This window comes from Asticcacaulis sp. SL142 (assembly GCF_026625745.1).
GTDB lineage: Bacteria > Pseudomonadota > Alphaproteobacteria > Caulobacterales > Caulobacteraceae > Asticcacaulis.
On the sequence record NZ_CP113061.1, the window covers coordinates 3,077,006 to 3,098,744 of the forward strand.

General features: G+C 57.9%; 20 protein-coding genes. 13 read left to right on the top strand and 7 right to left on the bottom strand.

Going from position 1 to position 21,739, the window contains the following annotated elements; all coding sequences use genetic code 11:
* Positions 1-25: 25 nt before the first annotated feature.
* On the bottom strand, positions 26-904 hold the full coding sequence (locus OVA03_RS14040; protein WP_267525651.1) for an ATP-grasp domain-containing protein: 879 nt from the start codon (positions 902-904) through the stop codon (positions 26-28).
* Positions 905-954: 50 nt separating this feature from the next.
* On the opposite strand from OVA03_RS14040, the gene OVA03_RS14045 reads away from it, so the two are divergent.
* A complete protein-coding gene (locus OVA03_RS14045; RefSeq protein WP_267525653.1) occupies positions 955-1,947 on the top strand; it encodes an adenosine kinase in 993 nt (330 codons plus the stop codon).
* Positions 1,948-2,178: 231 nt separating this feature from the next.
* On the opposite strand, the gene OVA03_RS14050 is transcribed toward OVA03_RS14045, so the two are convergent.
* A complete protein-coding gene (locus tag OVA03_RS14050) occupies positions 2,179-3,165 on the bottom strand; it encodes a 2-hydroxyacid dehydrogenase (RefSeq protein WP_267525655.1) in 987 nt (328 codons plus the stop codon).
* Between the two features lie 191 nt (positions 3,166-3,356).
* On the opposite strand from OVA03_RS14050, the gene OVA03_RS14055 reads away from it, so the two are divergent.
* The 5 genes from OVA03_RS14055 to OVA03_RS14075 all read left to right on the top strand — a co-directional run bounded on the left by OVA03_RS14055 (position 3,357) and on the right by OVA03_RS14075 (position 7,353).
* Positions 3,357-3,923 (top strand): SH3 domain-containing protein, encoded by a 567-nt coding sequence (locus OVA03_RS14055; protein WP_267525657.1) that lies wholly within the window; start codon positions 3,357-3,359, stop codon positions 3,921-3,923.
* A 252-nt stretch (positions 3,924-4,175) separates the two neighbouring features.
* On the top strand, positions 4,176-4,694 hold the full coding sequence (gene fabA / locus OVA03_RS14060; protein ID WP_267525660.1) for a 3-hydroxyacyl-[acyl-carrier-protein] dehydratase FabA: 519 nt from the start codon (positions 4,176-4,178) through the stop codon (positions 4,692-4,694).
* A gap of 57 nt (positions 4,695-4,751) precedes the next feature.
* Complete coding sequence (gene fabB / locus OVA03_RS14065) at positions 4,752-5,975, top strand: beta-ketoacyl-ACP synthase I (protein ID WP_267525662.1); 1,224 nt, start codon at positions 4,752-4,754, stop codon at positions 5,973-5,975.
* A 21-nt stretch (positions 5,976-5,996) separates the two neighbouring features.
* The gene (locus OVA03_RS14070; RefSeq protein ID WP_267525664.1) at positions 5,997-6,812 is read left to right on the top strand and encodes an enoyl-ACP reductase FabI; all 816 of its coding nucleotides are present in this window, start codon (positions 5,997-5,999) and stop codon (positions 6,810-6,812) included.
* Positions 6,813-6,933: 121 nt separating this feature from the next.
* Positions 6,934-7,353 carry a metallopeptidase family protein gene (locus OVA03_RS14075; protein ID WP_267525666.1) on the top strand — a complete coding sequence of 140 codons (420 nt, stop codon included), beginning with the start codon at positions 6,934-6,936 and terminating at the stop codon, positions 7,351-7,353.
* Here OVA03_RS14075 and OVA03_RS14080 read toward each other — a convergent pair.
* Entirely contained in the window at positions 7,322-7,894 is a 573-nt protein-coding gene (locus OVA03_RS14080) for a VUT family protein (protein WP_267525668.1), read from the bottom strand. The two genes, OVA03_RS14075 and OVA03_RS14080, sit on opposite strands and share 32 nt — an antisense overlap.
* A gap of 74 nt (positions 7,895-7,968) precedes the next feature.
* Here OVA03_RS14080 and OVA03_RS14085 point away from each other — a divergent pair, with 74 nt between their 5' ends.
* The 4 genes from OVA03_RS14085 to truA all read left to right on the top strand — a co-directional run bounded on the left by OVA03_RS14085 (position 7,969) and on the right by truA (position 11,553).
* Positions 7,969-9,225 carry a DNA recombination protein RmuC gene (locus OVA03_RS14085; protein ID WP_267525670.1) on the top strand — a complete coding sequence of 419 codons (1,257 nt, stop codon included), beginning with the start codon at positions 7,969-7,971 and terminating at the stop codon, positions 9,223-9,225.
* 42 nt (positions 9,226-9,267) lie between these two features.
* Positions 9,268-9,777, top strand: a complete 510-nt coding sequence (gene def, locus OVA03_RS14090) for a peptide deformylase (RefSeq protein WP_267527732.1) — start codon at positions 9,268-9,270, stop codon at positions 9,775-9,777.
* A gap of 73 nt (positions 9,778-9,850) precedes the next feature.
* The gene (fmt, locus tag OVA03_RS14095) at positions 9,851-10,780 is read left to right on the top strand and encodes a methionyl-tRNA formyltransferase (RefSeq protein WP_267525673.1); all 930 of its coding nucleotides are present in this window, start codon (positions 9,851-9,853) and stop codon (positions 10,778-10,780) included.
* Complete coding sequence (gene truA, locus OVA03_RS14100) at positions 10,780-11,553, top strand: tRNA pseudouridine(38-40) synthase TruA (RefSeq protein ID WP_267525674.1); 774 nt, start codon at positions 10,780-10,782, stop codon at positions 11,551-11,553. Before fmt ends, truA begins: the two co-directional genes overlap by 1 nt.
* Positions 11,554-11,628: 75 nt before the next feature.
* Here the strand turns inward: truA and dapE are convergent, their stop codons facing one another.
* Positions 11,629-12,786, bottom strand: coding sequence for a succinyl-diaminopimelate desuccinylase (dapE, locus tag OVA03_RS14105; RefSeq protein WP_420710428.1), 1,158 nt, complete (start codon positions 12,784-12,786; stop codon positions 11,629-11,631).
* A 78-nt stretch (positions 12,787-12,864) separates the two neighbouring features.
* Here dapE and OVA03_RS14110 point away from each other — a divergent pair, with 78 nt between their 5' ends.
* On the top strand, positions 12,865-14,133 hold the full coding sequence (locus tag OVA03_RS14110; protein ID WP_267525677.1) for an MFS transporter: 1,269 nt from the start codon (positions 12,865-12,867) through the stop codon (positions 14,131-14,133).
* Between the two features lie 323 nt (positions 14,134-14,456).
* Here OVA03_RS14110 and OVA03_RS14115 read toward each other — a convergent pair whose 3' ends face one another.
* A complete protein-coding gene (locus OVA03_RS14115) occupies positions 14,457-15,788 on the bottom strand; it encodes an aspartate aminotransferase family protein (RefSeq protein WP_267525679.1) in 1,332 nt (443 codons plus the stop codon).
* Between the two features lie 96 nt (positions 15,789-15,884).
* Between OVA03_RS14115 and OVA03_RS14120 the strand changes: the two genes are divergently transcribed.
* The gene (locus OVA03_RS14120) at positions 15,885-16,589 is read left to right on the top strand and encodes a GntR family transcriptional regulator (protein ID WP_267525681.1); all 705 of its coding nucleotides are present in this window, start codon (positions 15,885-15,887) and stop codon (positions 16,587-16,589) included.
* 3 nt (positions 16,590-16,592) lie between these two features.
* Here OVA03_RS14120 and OVA03_RS14125 read toward each other — a convergent pair whose 3' ends face one another.
* Together OVA03_RS14125 and flgK are read right to left on the bottom strand one after the other, a co-directional pair.
* Positions 16,593-17,516, bottom strand: coding sequence for a flagellin (locus OVA03_RS14125; protein ID WP_267525683.1), 924 nt, complete (start codon positions 17,514-17,516; stop codon positions 16,593-16,595).
* A 3-nt stretch (positions 17,517-17,519) separates the two neighbouring features.
* Entirely contained in the window at positions 17,520-19,679 is a 2,160-nt protein-coding gene (gene flgK / locus OVA03_RS14130) for a flagellar hook-associated protein FlgK (RefSeq protein ID WP_267525684.1), read from the bottom strand.
* Between the two features lie 500 nt (positions 19,680-20,179).
* Between flgK and OVA03_RS14135 the strand changes: the two genes are divergently transcribed.
* Complete coding sequence (locus tag OVA03_RS14135) at positions 20,180-21,739, top strand: flagellar hook-length control protein FliK (protein ID WP_267525685.1); 1,560 nt, start codon at positions 20,180-20,182, stop codon at positions 21,737-21,739.

The window sequence follows — 21,739 nt, forward strand, 5'->3', positions numbered from 1 at the left end:
GAAATCTTTGATTTCAGAGTTGTTTTCAGTGACACCCACAGCCGATATGCAGGGCGGCGGCGAAGGCCTTGGCTAGTCGCTCCGGCGCGTCGTTATCATACTTTAAGTACAGATCTGGCTCGATCAGTTCCAGTTCCATCAGGCAGAACCGGTTTTGCTCATCGCGCACCATATCGACGCGGGCATAGAGCACGCTATCGCGGCCCACAAACTCAAGCGCATCATGGGCCAGTTGCAGGGCTGCCTCCGGCGGGGTTTCAACCCGCAGATGGGCGTCATAATCAGGCTGTGAGCGGAAATCGCCAGCCTTGGGCGTTTTCAGGACGGCATGAGAAAAGTCGCCGCCGAAAAACAGCAAAGACCATTCGCCCTGGGTCTGAATAGCCCGCATCAGGGGCTGGATCATGGCCTCAGATTGCGGGGCATCTGCAGGCACATCAGCCCCTTCCCAGATCAGAGTGTTTTTAGCACCGGCTGACACTACGGGTTTAAGCACCAAAGCGTCCTGGCCGAAATCAGCCCGCGCGGCGGCCATATTTTCCGGCGTTACCTGATCAACAAAGGCGGTCGGAATGGTGCGCACACCGGCCTGCGCCAGATCACGCAGGTACCGCTTATCAACATTCCAGGCCACGATCTCGGCGGGGTTCAGAAAACGGTGACCTTTGGCCTTGATCTGGGCCAGGGCACGTCTGAAATCATCCGGCGCATTGTGATAGCCCCATGCCACCAGTGGACAGATCAGATCATAGGGCGTGATGACCGGCTCAGACCACGGTTGATCGAATACATCCAGATCAAGGTCATACAGCGCTGCCCGCAGGGCCTCCAGCACATAGGGCCAGCGCCCGTGGTGGGACGGGTGGTCAGGGTTTGGGGTCAGGATCAATAAAGACTTGCTCATGAGGCGTTTTATGCGCATGAGGGAAGCGAAAATCAAACGGATATTATCACATGACTGCACCCTATGATGTCACCGCCGTCGGCCACGCCATTGTCGATGTTCTGGCCCCCGCCGATGACGCGTTTCTGACCGCACAAAATCTGGCCAAAGGGGCGATGACCCTGATCGACCAGGATCGCGCCTTAAGCCTTTACGGCGTCATGGCGCAGGCGGAACTGGCCTCAGGCGGATCGGCCGGCAATACTATCGCCGGGGCGGCGTCGCTGGGCGGCAAATGTGGCTATATCGGTAAGGTCGCCGATGACGAACTGGGTAAGGTCTTCCGCCACGATATGAAGGCGCAGGGCGTACAGTTTGACACGGCGGTGTTTGATGGCGATATCGCCACGGGGCGTTGCCTTATCAATATCACCCCGGACGCTCAGCGCACCATGGCGACGTTTTTAGGGGCTGCGGCGAAAGTCGGCCCTGCCGATGTTGATCCGGCGCTGATTCAGGCCTCAAACATTGTCTACCTCGAAGGCTATCTGTTCGATACGCCAACCGGGCGCGAGGCTTTTGTCAAGGCGTCCGAACTGGCGCGCGCGGCAGGCCGTAAAACGGCGATCACCATGTCAGATAGCTTTGTGGTTGATCGTTGGCGCGCGGATTTGCTGCCGTTCATTGACCAGCACATCGACATCGTGTTCGCGAACGAATCCGAATTGCTGGCCATGTATGAAACCGATGATTTCTTCGCGGCCCAGACTGCTCTGCGGGGCAAGGTAGATCTGGCCTTTGTGACCCGCTCGGATCAGGGTTCGGTGATTCTGACCAAGGATGACACGGTTCTGGTGCCGGTGTTTGATGTCGATAGTCTGGTCGATACGACCGGTGCCGGTGATCAGTATGCGGCGGGGGCGATGTTTGGCCTGTCGCGTGGGCTTGATCTTTATACCTGCGGGCGGTTGGGGGCTATGGCGGCGGCTGAGGTCATTGGCCACTATGGCCCGCGGCCGCTGGTGTCGCTTAAGGATTTAGCCGGACAGTACGGACTGCTTTAAGAACTCCCCCTGTTGCAGGGGGAGCTTTCAATTAAGCTTTGCTTAAATGAAAGAGGGGGTAAACTTGCGACCGTTAACCCCACCGTTGGGGGTGGCTCGTTGCCCCCCTCCGTCACGTCGCTAAAGCGCCGCGCCACCTCCCCCGGCACGCCGGGGGAGTATAAATTTAGGCTCTCTTAAACTTGCGGAGAAAAGTACACTGAGCGGAGCGAAGGACTTTTCTCCGAGGCCCTATATCATCGCCGGAATAACCCGGTCGGGCGGACGGTGGCCGTCCTGAAGGGTCTTGATATTCAGGATCACCCGGTCGCCCATGTCCTGACGGGCTTCGATGGTTGATGACGCCATGTGTGGCAGCAGCACCGCATTGGGCAGGCCGAACAGTTCCGGATTAATCCCCGGCAGGCGCTCATAGACATCAAGGCCGACGCCGGCGATCTTATGTTCGCGCAGCAGATGGGCCAGCGCCGTCTCATCGATAATCTCACCGCGCGCCGTGTTGACGATGATAGCGTTGGGCGACAACAGCCCCAACCGTTCGGCGTTCAGCAGATGAAACGTCTCCGGCGTGCGCGGGCAATTGACCGAGACCACATCCATGCGCGGCAGCATGTCGTCGAGATTGTCCCAGTAGGTCGCACCAATTTCCTCGGCGATGCGGGCGCTGACCGGCTTGCGGTTATGGTAATGGACGCTCATGCCAAAAGCCTTGGCGCGGCGAGCCAGCGCCTGACCGATGCGGCCCATGCCGATAATGCCCAGTCGTTTGCCATAGATGCGCCGACCCATCATGAAGGTCGGCGACCATTCGGAAAACTCACCGCGCTGAACCGTTTCGGCGCCTTCGACGAAGCGGCGCGCCACGGCGAGTATCAGGCCCATGGTCATCTCGGCGGTGTCTTCGGTCAGGACGCCGGGGGTGTTGGTGATGATGATGCCTTTGTCGGCGGCGCTCTGGATATCGATATGGTCATAGCCGACGCCGAAATTAGCGACCATTTTGAGCGGTTCACCGGCGGCGGCAAAAAAATCGGCATCGATCTGATCATTGATGGATGAGATGATCACTTCGGCGGATTGTGCCGCCTCCAGCAGCTTTTCGCGCGGCATGGGGCGCTTGTCCGGGCACAGGGTCGTGTCGAACAGTTCGCGCAGGCGCGTTTCCACACTGTCGGGCAGTTTGACGGTGACGAAGACTTTAAGCTTTTTGGCGCTCATGATGAGGTCTTGTGGCTCCGGTGGTAGTCGCAAGCAATGGCCGAAGTCATCCGGTGGCGGGTTATTATGATTATGTTAACCAAATCTGAACCTGCGGCCGTTAAATCTGACCGAAGCCCCAATGACCCATCGTTGCGTAAACTTCTGCTACAGTCCTTAATCAATCTTACCCCGCCCGTCGAGACTTAAGCGTGCAAAACCTGCTATTTCGCAAGAAAATCAACCGGATGTTGGCTGTGGCGGCGATTTTTATGCTGGCGAGCCTATCCGGCGGTCTGGCTCTGGCCGATGATAGCGCTGTCACAACTGATACGCCGTCGGGCAATCCGGTGCCGCGCTGGGGCATTATGCGATCTAACAAGATCTATACACGCGCCGGGCCGTCCAAAGATCATAAAATCCTGTGGGCTTACCGCGTCAAAGGCCTGCCGGTGCAGATTATATCTGAGACCCGCGAATGGCGGCTGATTTGCGATCCGGACGGCAATACCGGCTGGGTGGCGGCCAATCTGTTGTCGGGTAAGACCAATGCCCTGACGCCGGAGGGCCATAAGCTGGAACTCAAGGCCTCGCCTAAGTCAGAGTCCCGTACCAAGGCGATTATCCGGCCACGCGCTCTGGCGTCGCTGGATAAGTGCAAGGACGGCTGGTGCCGGATTTCGGTCGGGTCTGAGCGCGGCTGGGTGCCCCAGGACAGCCTGTGGGGCACGCAAACCCAGCCGGTCTGTAAGCGGCCCGATCCCTTTGCCGCCCGCTAGATCACTATGATTTTAAATAAAAACCATAGTGATCCAGCTTTACTTTAGTCCCTCGCCGGGCGGGGGCATCCGCCCCCTTGGCCGCGCCGCTGGTGGCGGCTTGAGCGGGAATTGTAAGTTGCCACTTACTAAAAAGGGTTGAGACGACGCGCGCGGTCGTGTAACGCATCATTTCGTGTTCTTACAAACCTGAGCGGTTCGCCCTCAACCTGTGATGCAGGTGCGGTGCCGCCCCCGGAGTCTTATTGCCGTATGTCCGATCGTCCTTCGTCGTTTGATTATGAAGCTTTGCTGGCCTGTGGCCGTGGTGAGATGTACGGGCATGGTAATGCGCAGCTTCCGGCGCCGCCGATGCTGATGATGGATCGCATCACCCTGATCACCAAAGACGGCGGGGCGTTCAATAAGGGCTATATCGAAGCGGAACTGGATATCACGCCGGAACAATGGTTCTTTGCCTGTCACTTTTTGGGCGATCCGGTCATGCCGGGCTGTTTGGGCCTTGATGCCATGTGGCAACTGGTTGGTTTCTTCCTCGGCTGGTCGGGCCATCCGGGCCGTGGCCGCGCCCTGGGCGTAGGCGACGTGAAATTTACCGGACAGGTGACGCCAGCCATTAAAAAAGTGACCTATAAGATTGATATGAAGCGCGTCATGGCCGGTAAGCTGATCATGGGTATTGGCGACGGCTCGGTCTATGCCGACGACAAACTGATCTACAGCGCGTCGGGCCTGCGGGTCGGTCTGTTTGACGCCAAAGATCTGGTATAATTTGCTTATTAACCCTCAAACTGAGCATTGATTTAGGATCAGCGAGGATAATTGAATATGCGTAGAGTCGTCGTAACGGGTGTTGGGATTGTGTCCTCCATTGGTACGGGTGCTGATGAGGTCACCGCATCTTTGCGTGAAGCCCGCTCCGGTATCATAGCCGCTCCGGAATATAAGGATCGCGGCTTTAAGTGTCAGGTTCATGCCGCCCCAAAGATCGGCGACTGGACGCAATTGATCGATCGTCGCGCTGCCCGCTTTCTGTCGCCGGGTCTGGCCTATGGCCATATCGCGATGGATCAAGCCATTGCGATGGCGGGTCTTGAAGAAAAAGACATTTCCAATGACCGCACCGGCATTATTTTCGGTGCCGGTGGCCCGTCAACCAGCGCGATCGTCGAAGCCGCTGATATCACCCGCGAAAAGGGCTCGCCCAAGCGCATCGGGCCGTTCGCGGTGCCCAAAGCCATGTGCTCTGGCCCGTCGGGCGTGCTGGCGACCTGGTTTAAAATCCGCGGCGTCAACTATTCGATCTCATCAGCCTGCGCTACCTCTGTGCATTGCATAGGTGCTGCGGCCGAGCAGATCGCCTGGGGCAAGCAGGACGTAATGTTTGCCGGCGGCACCGAAGAACTGGACTGGACGCTATCCAACCTGTTTGACGCTATGGGCGCCATGTCGAGCGGTTATAACGACACCCCTTCGGTCGCGTCGCGTGCCTATGATAAAAACCGCGACGGCTTTGTGATCGCCGGGGGGGCCGGTATGCTGGTGCTCGAAGAATATGAGCACGCCAAGGCGCGCGGTGCCGATATCTGGGCTGAAATCGTCGGCTATGCCGCCAATTCCGACGGCTATGATATGGTGGCCCCAAGCGGCGAAGGCGCTGAGCGCTGCATGAAGATGGCGCTGGACATGGCGGGTGGCCGTAAGATCGACTACCTCAACCCGCATGGCACCTCGACACCGATTGGCGATGAGCGTGAAATCGGCGCGATCAAAAACGTGTTCGGTGAGGCCATGCCGCTGATCTCCTCGACCAAGTCTCTGACGGGCCATAGTCTGGGGGCGGCAGGGGCGCAGGAAGCGATCTATTGCCTGCTGATGATGCGCTCATCGTTTGCGACCAAATCGGCCCATATCGATGAGATTGATCCGGCGTTTGAAGGCCTGCCGATCTTACGCGAACGTCGTGACGGTGCGCTGGAGTCGATCATGTCGAACTCGTTTGGCTTTGGCGGTACCAACGGGTCGTTGATCCTGTCGCAGGCCGATCTGTAATTATAATTCAAAGGTTTATACATGTCTGAAGATGGCTGGAAATTCCCCAAGGGCGACCTGATGAAGGGCAAAAAGGGCCTGGTCATGGGCGTGGCCAATGACAAGTCCATCGCCTGGGGCATTGCCTCGCAACTGGCAGCGCAAGGCGCCGACATGGCGTTTTCCTACATGGGCGACAGCCTGCTGCGCCGGGTTGAGCCTTTGGCCGCTTCGATCGGCGTCAAGCACCTGATCGAATGTGACGTCACCAACGATCCCTCGATGGACGCAACCTTTGCCAAGCTTAAAGAAATCTACGGCGAGATCGATTTCGTCATCCATTCGGTGGCCTTTGCCAATAAGAACGAACTGCAAGGGTCCTTCGTTGAAAACACCACCCGCGAAGGCTTCCTGCTGGCCCTGAACGTCTCAGCGTTTTCGTTTGTGGACGTATCGCGCCGCGCCGCCGAGCTCATGCCCAACGGTGGCTCGCTGGTGACTCTGACCTATCTGGGCTCAGAGCGCGTCATCCCGAACTACAACACCATGGGCGTGGCCAAGGCGGCGCTTGAGGCCTCAACCCGCTACATCGCCCGCGACCTCGGCCCCAAGGGCATCCGCGCCAACGCCATCTCAGCCGGGGCCATGCGTACCCTGTCGCTGGCCGGCATTTCCGGTGGTCGCGGCCTGCACGCAAAGTCCGGCCAGTTCTCCCTGATGAAGGAAGAAACCTCAATGGAAGGGGTTGCTGGGGCGGCCCTGTGGCTGGCGTCCGACCTCGGTTTTTCCACGACCGGCGAAGTCATCCACGTCGATGCGGGCTTTCATGCGGTTGGTCTCCCTGAAGACATTTCTTAGGAAAATCGCGGTCTTTGCTGGATTAATACGCGGTCAGCGCTTGCGGGTATCAATCATACCCGCGTCGCTTGCCAGCTATTACTCCACTCAAATCTCACGATTTTCAGCGCGGAGTTAAAAGATGAAGTTTGGTTCCGCGCCTTCACTTGATGATATCGAATTTATGGCGCGGGCAGCTTTAAAGAGGCTGCCCGAACCGTTTGCGGGCTACCTCAAAGATGTCATCCTGATCGTTGAGGACTTTGCGGCCGAAGATCTGCTGGCCGATCTGGGCATTGAGGATCCGTTTGAACTGACTGGCCTTTATAGCGGACGACCGGCCGAGACTGAGGCGATGACCGGCGATATGCCCGCCATGATCCACCTGTTCCGCCGTCCGATCTTAGAGGAATGGATCGAGACCGGCGTGGACCTCAATCACCTTGTCAGCCATGTCCTGATCCACGAAGCCGGTCATCATTTCGGCCTGTCCGACGACGATATGGAATGGCTGGAAGCAACGCTGAAAGTTAAAACAAATCCGGCAATTTTTCCTGTGTGATCGCGGCTTTTTTCTCACGCTGTTTCAAAAGCAGATAGACAACATAGGCCCCGACCAGTTTTGACGCGGCGGCGGTCACAAGCGTCAACGGCGTAAATGTACCAGAAGCCTCAGCGCTCAAAGATGCCAACCCCCAGAACAGAGTGGTATCGAGCGGGGCGGCGACGACCGACGATATCAGCACCCGTTCGGACAAAGGCCGTTTGCTGAACGTATAGATCGCCCAGTCTACCACTTCCGACACTAAAAAGGCGGCTGCAGACGCAAAGGCAATCGCGGGGGGCGCCATCAGAAACGACACCGCCATGCCGATAAAAACGGCGACGAAAATGTGGTGACCGACTTCGCGCTGAGCGAAATCGCGCGCCACCAGAATAAAGCCGGTGACGATCGCCAGTGGTGGCCAGGCCCCGCCGTCGGGCATTGGGATCGACGGCACATGGGCGAACGACCAGTTCACAAACGGGATCAGAAAGACGTAAAAATAAGTCCACGGCGTGCGGCCGCTAAAGACCTTCTTTAAAAATTCAGCCGTGTGCATCTGTCATTCGCCCCATACTCAGAATCCGTTTAACCATGCTTGCAATATCAGGAAAAATCAAATAAGAACGTAACATGAACGAAATTATTTTACCCGTGATTCTTATCGTGGTCACGCTGGCCTTTGCGGGCGGATGGTATGTCAGCGTGGCTGACAACCGGCGTTTGCGCGCTAAAAACGAAGACCTGAACGACAGTTTGCTGTCGGCCATCGGCGAATTGGCGCAGGTCAAGGAGCGGGCACGAAACCTAGAAGACGCCAAGGCGGCGATGAGCGAGCATTTCAAGGCGGCGTCATTTCAGGCGATGGAGCAGACGGCGGACGGGTTGCTGAAACGTGCCGAAGAATCGTTTGTGGCGCGTGAAAAGCTGGCGCTGGAGCGTATGGATTCCAGCTTAAAACCGGTGTCGGAAACGCTCACGCGCTTTGAGGCTCAGGTTAAAGCCATGGAAGAAAACCGTCATAAGGACACCGGCGGTCTGAAACAACAGATCGAACATCTGATGACGGCGTCTACCGCCACGCGTGACGTGACGGCGAAGCTGGCCAATGCCTTGCGGCGCGGCGCGGGCGTTCAGGGCCGGTGGGGTGAGGAGACCCTGCGCAATGTGTTGCAGGCGGCAGGGCTTACGCGCTTTGATTTTACTGAGCAGCATAATCTTGACACCGAAGAAGGGCGTCGGCGGCCCGATGTGACCGTGAAACTGCCCGGCGGGGTGTTTGTCATTGATGCCAAGGTCAATCTGACCGCCTTTCTTGAGGCGATGGAAGCGGTTGACGATGAGGCGCGCGAAATGCACCTGATGCGCCATGCCCGCGCCCTGCAAACCCATGTCCGTGACCTGTCACAGAAAGCCTATTGGGATCAATTTAAGGACGCTTCGCCCGATTTTGTGGCCATGTTTATTCCCGGCGATGGCTTTCTGGCCTCGGCGCTGGAGCGGCTGCCGAACCTGATGAATGAAGCTATGGACCGTAAGGTCATTATTGTGACGCCCACAACCCTGTTTGCGCTGTGTAAGGCGGTGGCCTATGGCTGGCGTGTCGAAGATCAGATGAAAAACGCGCAGTCCGTGGCCGAACTGGGTCGTGAGCTTTATGCGCGCCTGTCGGTCATGGGGGGGCATGTCGCCGATCTGGGCAAGTCACTGAATACCGCGGTTGGCAAATATAATCAGTTCGTGGGATCGCTGGAGACCAAGGTTCTGACCCAGGCGCGCCGGTTCGAGGATTTAAGCGTAGACCACGAAGGCAAGACCTTGCCGGAGTTAAACCAGCTTGAAGTGCAAACTAAGCTATTGAATAAACTGGAATCGTCATCGGTGGAATGAACACCGCTTGACGTTATGCGGCGCGATCCTTATTTTTACGCTATGGCCATACGTGAAATCATAACCGTTCCTAATCCTCTGCTGAAGCAGATATCCAAGCCCGTCGAAGGCGGCGTGACGGATGCGTTGCGCACCCTGATGGATGACATGCTGGAAACCATGTACGATGCCCCCGGCATTGGCCTGGCGGCGATCCAGATCGGTGAGCCGATCCGCATCATCGTCATGGACCTTCAGGAAAACGAAGAAAAGCTGCCGCGCTATTTCGTGAACCCGGAAATTGTCTGGGCGTCGGAAGAGACGGCACCCTATGATGAGGGCTGTCTGTCGGTGCCGGAAGTCTATGATGAGGTGGAGCGTCCGGCGCGCGTCAAGATCAAGTATCTGAACTATCAGGGCGAAGAGATTATCGAAGATGCCGACGGCCTTTATGCGACCTGCATCCAGCATGAGATGGACCACCTGAACGGCGTGCTGTTTATCGACCATCTGTCCAAGCTTAAGCGCGACCGTGCTATCACCAAGGTCAAGAAGCTTAAGCGCGCTGCATAAGCCTTGATCCGCAGCACAATATATTCCAAAGAAGCGCATCTTAACGGTGCGCTTTTTGTTTTGAGGACGCGTGATGAAATTAGCTTTCATGGGAACGCCTGAGTTTGCGGTGAAGGCCCTGGCCGAACTGGTGGCGTCAGGTCATGAGGTCGTGTGCGTCTATTCTCAGCCGCCAAAGCCCAAGGGCCGTGGCCAGCAATTGTCACCGTCGCCCGTTCATGCTTTCGCCGAAAGTCTGGGCATCGAAGTGCGCACGCCCGCATCGATGAAATCGCTGGATGCCATTGCTGAGTTTCAGGCGCTGGATATCGATGCCTGTATCGTCGTCGCCTATGGTCAGATTCTGAAAAAAGCTGTGATCGATCACCCGCGTCTTGGGTGTTTTAACCTGCACGCGTCGTTACTACCGCGCTGGCGCGGCGCGGCCCCCATTCAACGCGCGATCATGGCGGGCGATGCCTATACCGGCGTGCAGGTCATGCGCATGAGTGAGGGCCTGGACGAAGGCCCGATCATATTGTCCGGACGCGTCGAAATCACTCCCGATGACACGGCCCAGACCCTGCACGATAAGCTGGCCCACACGGGTGCTGCATTGTTGCCGGTGGCGCTGGCGGCGATTGAACGGGGCGGGGCCGCGGGCACTGAGCAGGTTGGCAAGGTTACCTATGCCGCCAAGATCACGCCCGCTGAGGCGCGCATCGACTGGAACCGTTCGGCCAGAGACCTGGATTATCACATACGCGGTCTGTCGCCGTTTCCCGGTGCCTGGTGTGAGCTGGAAACGCCCAAGGGTCCGCAACGATTAAAGGTTCTGATGTCGCGGGTATCGGACATGACCACAGATCAGCCCGACGGAACCTTTGTTGGCAATGGACTTAGCATCGCGACCGGCGACGGCGTGATCGAATTGCTGCGCGTCCAACGCGAAGGCAAGGGCGCGCAGGATACGCTGTCGTTTCTGAATGGTGCGGGCTTGAAGGTCGGGGATCGTCTGAATTAATGCCGCGTTATTCCTGCCTTATTGAGTATGATGGCCGGCCCTATAAAGGCTTTCAGGCGCAAGAAAACTTGCCGACCGTGCAGGGGGTTATAGAGGCGGCGATCTTCAAATTTTCCGGTGAACGCCTGCGGCTGACGGCTGCGGGGCGGACCGATACCGGCGTCCATGCCACCGGGCAGGTGGTGACGTTTGATTTAGAGAAAACCTATCGCGGTGAGGTCGTCGCCAATGCGCTCAATGCCCACCTCATGGGGGAGCCGGTGTCGGTGCTGGAGGCCGCTAAGGTGCCAGACGATTTCTCGGCGCGGTTTTCAGCGACCGGGCGGATGTATCTGTACCGTATCCTTAATCGCCGTGCGCCGCCAGCACTTGATCTGGGGCGGGTGTGGCATGTCAAGAAACCGCTGGATGCGGTTGCCATGCAGACGGCAGCGAAAGCTCTGATCGGGCTGCATGATTTTACCACTTTCCGCCATGTAGAATGTCAGGCGAAATCGCCCATTAAGACACTGGATATTGCCCGTGTCGCCCGCGTCGGCGATGAGGTGCATCTGGTGTTTGCGTCGCGCTCATTCCTGCATCGTCAGGTGCGCTCGATGGTCGGGACGTTGGCGGAGGTCGGCATCGGGCGCTGGGATATTGACGATGTGAAGACAGCGTTAGAGGCGAAAGACCGCACGGCGTGCGGGCAGGTTGCTCCGCCGGAAGGCCTGTTCCTGACCCATGTGACCTATGAGGCGGAGCCGGATTTTGAGGGGCGCAGTTCGATATAGGGCGGGGGTAATTACCCCCTCTTTTATTTGACGTTTTCATCAAATAAAAGCTCCCCCTGCAACAGGGGGGAGTTCTTAGGCGGCGAACCGCGCGAAATATAGCTCGATCAAACGCTGATAAACGCGGGTCAGGTTTTCAAGGTCGGCAACAGGCGTAGATTCATTGACCTGATGCATGGTCTGGCCGACCAGACCAAACTCGACGACGGGGCACAGGCTGCGGATAAAGCGCGCGTCGGACGTGCCGCCGGTCGTCGATGGATCGGCGTCAGTCCCTAGAACCTCACGGATCGCGCTTAAGATCACCTCCACAAACGGCCCGCCTTCGGTCAGGAAGGCTTCACCTGATATGGTCGGTTTGAACTCGACCTGAGCTCCCGTTTTGTGCGCAAATTCATCGCACACGCCGCGCATCCAGTCGGCCAGAGATTGCCCCGAATGGGTCGGATTAAAGCGGATATTGACCCGGCCGGTGGCCTTTTGCGGGATGAGGTTGGTGGTGGCATTGCCGACATCAAAGGTGGTGATTTCAAGGTTTGACGGCAAAAACCGCTCATAGCCCTCATCCAATACCCGCGCGTTCAGCACTTGCATGATATCGACCAGTACCGGCACCGGATTGAGCGCCCGCTGTGGGTAGGCGACATGACCCTGCTTACCCGTCACGGTGATCGTGGCGTTGATCGAGCCGCGCCGACCGACCTTGATCATGTCACCTAACACTGCCGATGAGGTCGGCTCACCGACGATGCAATGATCGATAACTTCGCCCTGTGTTTTCAGCCACTCAACGACCTTGACCGTGCCATCGGTCGCCACCCCTTCTTCGTCGCCGGTGATCAGAAATGACAACGAACCGGGGGTGTTTTCAAGCCGCGCCACTGCGGCGATCCAGGCGGCAATGCCGCCCTTCATATCGACCGCACCACGTCCGGTCAGGATGCCGTCTTTGATCTCACCGGCAAAGGGATCGCAGCGCCAACCGGCGCGCTCGCCATCTGGCACCACATCGGTATGACCGGCAAAACACAGATTGGGAGAGGCCGAACCCCGCCGCGCATAGAGGTTTTCGATCTCTGCGTACTTAAGGCGCGTGCAGCTAAACCCCAGATCCTCAAGCCAGCCCTGCACCACATCCATCGCCCCTTCGTCGGCGGGGGTGACGGACGGTCGGCGGATCAGGGCTTGCGTTAACTGAACGGGATCGGTGAGACATTTCTGTGTATTTGACATGAGGCTTGGTGTAAGACCTCCGGTCATATTAGGGAAGCCGCAATGTGCGCCGGTTTCCGCCATTTTGGGACTTTTTTTGTGTCAAATCCCCCTGCCGAAATCCCGCCCGTCAATCCATCGCCGTCGCTCTACAAAGGGCCGCTGCAAATTCCGGCCTTTCGCAGTTTCCTGCTGGCGCGCTTCATTTCGGTCCTAAGCTATTCGGCTCAGTCGGCGGCGATTGCCTGGCATATCTATGAAACGGCGCGCGAGACCACCGGGGTGGGGCAATCGGCGCTCTATGTCGGGTTGATGGGCCTGTGTCAGTTTATCGCCATGTTTATCACGACCCTGCCCGCTGGTGTGGTCGTGGACAAATACGATCGCAAGAAGGTGATGGGCTTTACGATAGCAGCCCAAGCCGTGATTGCGCTTGGGTTTTTCGCCTTGGCGGTGACACCGGATTCGCCATTCTGGGCGCTGTTTGTGCTGTCGGCGTGTCTGGGGGTGACGCGCTCATTTATCGCCCCCGCCGGTTCCAGCATCGGGCCGATGATTGTGCCGCGCGACATGCTGCCCAAGGCGATCGCCATCAATTCCCTGTCGTTTCAGGTCGGCGGGGTGCTGGGGCCAGCGCTCGGGGGCATGCTGGTGGCGGCTTCGACCGGCTTTGCCTACGGCGTCAGTGCAGTGCTTTTCGTGATTGCAGGCATTATCATCCTCAACATCAAGGCCAATACCCAGCCGGACTATGCGGGCGGTTCCAAGATGGAAATGGTCAGGGAAGGCCTGAGCTACATCTGGACCAATAAGGTCGTGCTGGGGGCCTTGTCACTGGATCTGTTTGCGGTTTTGCTGGGCGGGGCGACGGCCCTGCTGCCGATTTTTGCCAAGGACGTTTTGCATGTCGGGCCGGAAGGCTACGGTATTTTACGGTCATCCGCGGCGGTAGGTGCCATGGCCACGGCGGCCTGGCTGGCGCGGCGCCCGATCCGGCGTCATGCCGGTAAGTGGATGTATGGCGGGGTAGCGATATTTGGGATTTGCACCATCATATTCGGTATTTCCCAAAGCTTTTGGGTGTCGGTCGCAGCCCTGGTGGTGCTGGGGGCGGCCGATATGGTCAGCGTCTATGTGCGCGGGACCCTGGTGCAGATCGTCACGCCGGATTACATGCGCGGGCGGGTGGCGTCGGTGTCCTACCTGTTTATCGGCGCGTCCAATGAGTTAGGAGAGTTTGAATCCGGTGTGGCCGCGCGGTTCTTAGGGCCGGTCGGGGCGGCGCTGTTTGGCGGGATCGGCTCGCTGATTGTCACCGGCGCGTGGGTCAAGCTGTTTCCGGCGTTATATAAATCCGACCAGCTATAGACCTCGCCCCAAAGTCCCTCGCTTCGGCTATGCGCCTTCGCTCAGTATACTTTGGCCGCAAACTTTCCGGGGAAGAACCCTCGGCTATGATCACAGATTTGATAAGCCGAAGATAGTTCACGTTCATAGTAACCGGGAATAGGTGCGTTCTGCGGTAAGAAGAACCCATGCCTTAGCTCCCAAGTTTGGTAACCAGCATCTGGTGTTCGGAATACAAACCGATCTGCCCCTGATGCAGAGTTGACTGTGAACCTATGCTTTAGATAGCGTTTATAGGGTTTACGCCGCTTTATAGCAAAGCGTCTGAACGATAATTTCACGGCCTATTCCGTCTCCGATAGAACTTTCCGCAGTATCTCCACCGCCTGATCTATATGGGATTTCTCAAGGATCAGCGGCGGGGACATGGCGATGATGTCACCTGTCACGCGGATCAGAAGTCCGGCATCGAAGGCTTTGTTGAACACCTCCATCGCCCGCGCGGTCGCGGCACCTGCGCGCGGTTCAAGCTCGATCCCGCCGATCAAACCCAGATTGCGGATATCAATGACATGACGGGCATCTTTTAAGGAATGGATCGCCTCCTGCCAGTAGGGGGCCATATCGGCAGCGCGCGCAAACAGGCCTTCTTCAGCATAGGTCTCTAAGGTCGCAATCCCCGCCGCACAGGCCAGAGGGTGGCCGGTATAGGTATAGCCGTGGAACAGCTCAATCGGTGTCTCACTGGTCTGCATAAAGGTGTCATAGATGCGGTTCGATACGGCGACCGCCCCCATTGGCACGGCCGCATTGGTGATGCCCTTGGCCATGCACATGATGTCGGGCCGCACGCCGAAATAGTCGGCCCCGAAGGCCGCGCCCAATCGCCCAAAGCCGGTGATGACCTCATCGAAAATCAGCAGAATGTCGTGTTTATCGCAGATTTCGCGCAGGCGTTTCAGATAGCCCTTCGGCGGCACCAGAACCCCGGTCGATCCGGCCACGGGTTCGACAATCACGGCGGCGATGGTTGAGGCGTCATGCAGGGTGATGATCCGCTCCAGCGCTTCGGCAGAGTCCAGACCATGCTCCGGTTCGCCCTTGATAAAGCGGCCAAGTTCAGGCTGATAGGTGTGGGGCAGGTGGTCAACGCCGTTCAGCAGCGGGCCAAATAATCGGTTTTTAGGGATGCCGCCGACGCTGATGCCGCCAAAGCCGACGCCGTGATAGGCCCGCTCCCGCCCGATCAGCCGCACCTTACCTGCCATGCCGCGCGCGCGCTGATAGGCCAGGGCGATCTTGAGCGCCGTATCGGCGGATTCTGACCCCGAATTGGTCAGGAACACCCGCTTGAGGTCATAGGGCAAAAGCTTGGACAGCTTATGGGTAAACTCAAAGACCTTGGGGTGGGCCATGTTGAAGGTCGGGGCGAAGTCCATCTCCGCCGCCTGCTTCTGAATGGCCTCAACGATTTTCGGACGGTTATGGCCGGCGTTGGAGCACCATATGCCCGCCGTCATATCCAGAATCTGACGCCCGTCATGGCTTTGGTAGTGCATGTCATTGGCCGACACCAACAGCCGCGGCTGGGCCTTGAACTGCCGGTTGGGGGTAAAGGGCATCCAAAAGCTGTCGAGCGCTTCGGGCGACGGCAGGTTGGGGCTGAGATTATCCATTATACGAAAAATCCCTGATGACGGGGTGGTAAAACATGTGACACTATGAGTCAGGCGGCAGGCGATTGTGATCACATCTGAACCGGTTCCGCAATCATGTTCCGCTACAGGAGATCAGTTTTGGCTGTGGAAGCGTTGAGTTCATATTTGCTAAAGGCCGACGACGCCTCCTTCCACGATCAGGTCTATGACGCCCTGGCCGAAGCCCTGACCGAAGGTGTTTTCGCGCCGGGACAGTCAGTGTCGCTGCGCACACTTGCCAGCGGGCTAAATGTATCGCCCATGCCGGTGCGCGAAGCTGTGCGCCGTCTGATCGCCGAAAAAGCGCTGGAGTTGCAGCCGTCAAATAAACGCCTGCGGGTGCCGTCCTTGTCTGAAGATCGCCTGCATCAACTGGCTAAGGCCCGCTCCTGGGTCGAGCCGGAACTGGCGGCGATCGCGGCGATCAAGGCGACGCCGGAGTTGGTCGATACGCTTAAGGAAGAAGACGATACCCTGATGGTCGCGCTCTCCAAAGGCGATGTCGAAGGCTATATGAAGGCCAATCACGCCTTTCATTTCCATATCTACAAGGCGGCTCATGCCGACCTGTTTTACGATATGGCGCGCACCCTGTGGCTGCAAACCGGGCCGTTTATGCGGGTGGTGTTCAATAAGCTCGGCACGGTGCAATTGCCTCGCGATCACCATCAGGAACTGATCGGTGCCTTTGCTGCCCGCGATGCCGACACCGCCCGCACCGCCATGGCCGAGGACATCGCAGAGGGCATGGATCTGATGGTGGAGGCGGTGAGGGTATAGGCCCTACCGCAGCAGATCCAGTAAGGTCGTTTGCTTGAGGTTAGCAACAACCTGAGCCGAGGCATTGACCGACACGGTCGCCATCTCAAGCTTGGTGTAGGCCTCGGCAAGATCGACTTTGGTGCGATCGGCCAACAGGCCCTGCAATGAGGTTGATTGGGCCGTCAACGATGTGGCGGCATTTTCGACCCGGTTCTGATAGGTGCCGTTGAGCGAGGTCGATTCCAGCACATTACTATAGGCGGTGGCAAAGCGCGACGCGATGCCGCTCAGGAAGGTCTGCTGAGCGTCATTAAGTTCACCATCCAGCGGGCCGTTAGCCGACGCGTGATAGTCATAAAGATCCTTATAGATCTGCATGACTTCGGTGCCGAGATCGCTGGCCAGCATACCGGTTTGCAGACTGGTGGTGGCGTCGATCTGGGAGCTTTTTTTAATCGTCCCGTTATCGAACGCGTCTGCGACATTGGTCAGCGCCGCCGCCTGAGCCATGGTCGAGACATTGACCGGGGCGGTGTCATCCTTGCCGCCCGCAAACAGGTACTGGCCCTGATGCTTGAAGTTCAGGCCATCGACGACAGCGGCAAAATCGGAATTGAGGGCCTGCATCATGGTGTTGGCGGTGCCGTTAGAGAGCGCATCGAGAATGGTCTGGCGCGCCCCTTCGGCCCCTTCGCCTACACGTTCCAGCGCCAGGTTCTGAGTATTGAGGCGATCGCCCACCGTCTGGTTGACGCTCAGATAGCCGTCAATGCGGGTGATTGACGACTGGTAGGAGGCCACGATTTCCGATGAGCGGCCATAGCCGCCAAGGTCGGTAGCGACCTTTTGGGTTTGAACCTGCTCATTGGCCTGATTTTGGCGTGCTTGCGCCTGCATCAGGTTCGATAAAGCATTGTTCCAGCTTTGGCCGGTTGAGATTCTCATGACTTACACCAGATTAAGCAGGATATCGTACATATCCTTAGCGGTTTGAATGACGCGGGATGAGGCGTTATAGGCCTGCTGGAACGTGGTCAGATTGACCAATTCTTCATCCAGATTGACCCCTTCGACCGAAGAGCGCCGGGCCGTGGCCTCGCTCGACAACGCTTCGGCGGAATCGCGGCGCTTTTCAGCGGAAGAGGCCAGGGTGCCGATCTGGCCGGCAAGGTCAGAGGCGTAGCGCGACAGGGACGACAGACCGACGCCGGAATAGCCGGCTTTATTAAAATTATAGGTGGCGTCGCCGATCTTGGACATCAACAGCGCGCCGTCGCCGTCGCCGCTGACCAGGGCCGATTCACCCGCCGGGGCCGACAGGTCAACCTGCGCCATCGACAGATTATAGAGATTATTGGAGATGCGGTCGCTAACGGAAAACGTGCCTATGCGGGTGGCGGGTGTGCCGCCGACGCCGAAAAATTCTGTGAGCGATGCGCCCCCGGCATTTAGGCGCGAGGACTGATCCGACAAAACACTCAGTTTGTTTGACGGGGTGCCGTAGCCGGTGAATTGCAATTCACCTTCGGATGACAGCGCAAACTGACCATAGGAGCCGACGCCGGTGGTGGTTGAATTGAGCGCAGTCAGCAGATCGCTCATCTGCGTGCCGGCCGGTATCTGGAAATCGACCTTGGCCAGAATGGAGCCATTGGCTTCGCGCAGGTCAAAGCGGATGGTATCGCCGGCGGTAAAGCCATGGTTGGAGGTCGAGGTCAGGCCGGTATCGTATTGGGTATGACCCGAGGAAGTGATCAGGTCGTTTAGGCCGAAATAGTGCGAAAAAGATCGGCCATTTTTGGCTGAAGCACCCGTGTCAGGCTCAACGACCGCAATGCCGTTTCCGGCGGAACCCGGTGCGGTCTGGCTGGCGGCAACGCTTAACTGACCATTGGTGAAGCTGACCGTGCCATAGCCGCCCATGGCGGCGGTGATGTCGGTATCAAAGGTTGCCGGGGCATAGCCGCCCGTGCCAACGGCCGCCCCCGCCGCATTATAGGCGGTCCAGGTGCCTGCGGTCATGTTCAGTTCGACCCGGCGCTGGATGACACCGGATGAATTGGTGACCACCAGATTGGTGGTACCGGTAAAGCCGGTGGCGGCTTCGGCCAGGGTCAGGTCGGTTGCCTTGCCATTAAGTGCGGTCGGGGCCGGTACGGCGCTGGCGGCATTATGGGCGGCGTTCAACTGATCGGCAAAGGCCGAGACATATTCGGAGAGTTGCTCGGAAATCTTGACCGAGGTATCGTCGCGCAGATCAGTCAGGCCCTTAAGCTCGCCGCTGCCCAGATGGTCGCCAAAGTCGCGCTTTTCGCCGTCAGGGCCGGTGACATAGATTGAATTGAAGGTCGTGTCGGCATCGACATTGCCGGCGGACTGGTAGCTTAAGGTCGCGTAAGAGTCCTTGGTGACCAGATTAAACCCCGACTGGGTGCGTAAGGTCACGCCGCCCGTGCCGTTCGATGAGACACCGACGTCGATCAGCTTGGACAGTTCATCCATATATTGCGACTGGGTGGTCTGAGCGCCGGAGGCGTCGCCGCCGGTGACATAGGCCTGTGAGATGACGCCGTTCAACTGACTGATGTTTTTCAGAAGGTCGTTGACCGATTTGACGCCCGATGAAATGCGCGAATCCGCATCCTTGCGGATCGTCTGAATCTGGTCGGCGATACGCGCCGTCTCATCGAGGAAGTTTTCCAGATTAGTGACGATTTCCTGACGGCTGGCGGTCGATTGCGGGCTTTCGGCGGCCTTGGCGAAGGTGGTGAAGATTTCATCGCCCAAATTAAAGACATTGCCGGCTTCGCTGATGTCGCCGAACTGGCCCTGAATTTGATCCAGCAATTCGTAATAGGCCTGGGCCTGAGCCGAGGCTGAGGTAGCCTTGAGCGAGGCGCTCTGCAGATAAGTGCTGGTCGACAGATTAACCTGACCGGTGGTCACCCCGGCACCAACGCCGTTAACCGTGGCCGCGTTTTGCTCAAGTTTCTTACGGATATAGCCCGGTGTATTGAGGTTAGAAATATTGTCCGAGACAATACTCAACTGGTTCTGGGCCGTAATCAGGCCCGAAACACCGATATTCAGGATGTTTGAAAGCGACATGACCTAGCCTCCGTAACCAAAGCGCGCGCACGCCGATGGCCCGTCTTTAGGCAAAGCCTGCGCATCATCAGGCAATTTCTGCCTAACTGAAGATACGGGCCAAAATGAAAACCTGTTGTTTTTCATATAGATACCAAAATCCGCCTTGAGCGAAAACCATGTGTTGGCATGGCTGTCGCAAGTTAGGTGCCAAGCTTATAAAGGTATGATGCGGGGCGCTTTGCGCGGGCGGTTTGGCGGCGTGCCTCCACCTCGTGCTAGGCAGGAATGATGCCGGTCAAGGCGGCAGATTTGGCCGCACCGGGAAGAAACTGATCAGAACGCATCCCATGTGTTTCGTATAAAAATTCAATAAAAACAATGATTTTAAATCTGGCCTGACGCTTGCTACGGCAGTGACCTAAACCTTGCGCAAAACGCGCTCTGAGAAAAATGGTCCGTCACGGCTGAATGTGGGTGATGGTCTTTGCCGGAATATTTCCGCTTTTAAAGAGCCGTTCATGTCGTTTGACGCGCACAATCTGATCCTGCCGGGGGCTATGACCTCTGCCGATGCGGCATCGTCCGCGGGCGGGCAGAGCCTGTCAGACGCTGAGCAGGCTGGCATCAAGTCGCGCTTTGATCAGGCCCTGCAAACCCAAACGGCTGAAAGCGATTCGACCGACACATCGGTAAAGGCCGCGACGGATACGCCCTCAACGCCCGAAGGCGCGCCCCCAGTCCTGGTATCTGTGGACGGCGTCGCTGTGCCAGCGGTAGCCCCGGTATCGGCATCGCCGGTTTCGGTCGAGCTTTTGGCTCAGGCCATATATGCTGAAACTCAGGTGAGTGGCGAGGGCGGACTGGAAACACGCCCGACTCTGGATAAGACGATAGACCAGGCTTTGGGCCAAACTCCTGACCTGACCCTCACTGCCGATGACTCTGCCGCCGCGACCGTAGCGCAGTCGCCTGTGGTTCAGGCGCTGATGGCCCCCCTGAACGCGGCGCAAAACTCAAAGCCGTCAGACGCTAGCGCGACAGAGGCGGCAAAACCCACGGCCGCCGTGCCTGCGCTTGACCTGGCGGCGGCGTTGATGGCGGCGCAACTGGCACAATCTGATGAAGCCCAATTTACTGAGATTAAGTCTGCCGATGCCGCAGAAACCCCGCCAACCGACGCCGATCTTGAGGCCTTGCTGAAAACCCTGCCGCCAGAGCTTCAGGCCCTGTTGCAGGCGACGGCTAACCCGGCGAATGGTCAGGCAAAACCCGCAATCCCGAAACCCACCTCGGCTGAGTCCAACAGCCAAAGCCTAATGGATAAGGCCTTTGCCGGAACCTCTGCGGATGCGCAAACCCTGACCGCCAAGGATGCAGATACATCGGTCGATCCTGCCTTAAGCGCCGTCAAGGATATGACGGCGGTCGCGTCTGCTGCGGATGAACTGGCCCAACCGGCGGTGGCAACCGCGCAAGCGTCTCAGGTGCCGACTTCGCAGAGCGAGGCTCAGGCTCTGGTCAATAATTTGTCGGCGCGGCTGAACGGCGCCACGGCGGCATCAAGTGCATCAAGCGCCGCCACGGCTCAGGTCTATGTCATGTCAAACCAGACGGCGGACAATATCGCCGCACTGGCCGCCAATATTCAGAAGAAAATGGACGGCAAGTCGATGCGCTTTGACATGGAACTGCGCCCAAGTGACATGGGCCGGGTCGATGTCCGTATGGAAATCAATACCGACGGTAAGCTGTCGGCGCACTTGAGCTTCGACAGCCCGGTGGCTGAGAGCGAGTTCCGCGGCCGTCAGGACGAACTGCGCCGGCAACTGGAACAGTCGGGGTTTAATCTCGAAGACGGGTCTTTGAGCTTCTCTTCGCGCGATCAGAACCCGCAGCAGTCGGGGCGTGATTCCGGCCGCGATAAAGCGGATCAGTCCGCCGTGACGGCCTCGGCGGCCAGTGCGCAGTTTTCACAGACCGAAGATACGGCAGATGATCTGTCAGGGAGCAACTGGCTGCCGGGCATGGATGGCTTTGACAGTATGGGCGGGCGTATCGCGCTCAATGTAAGGGTTTAG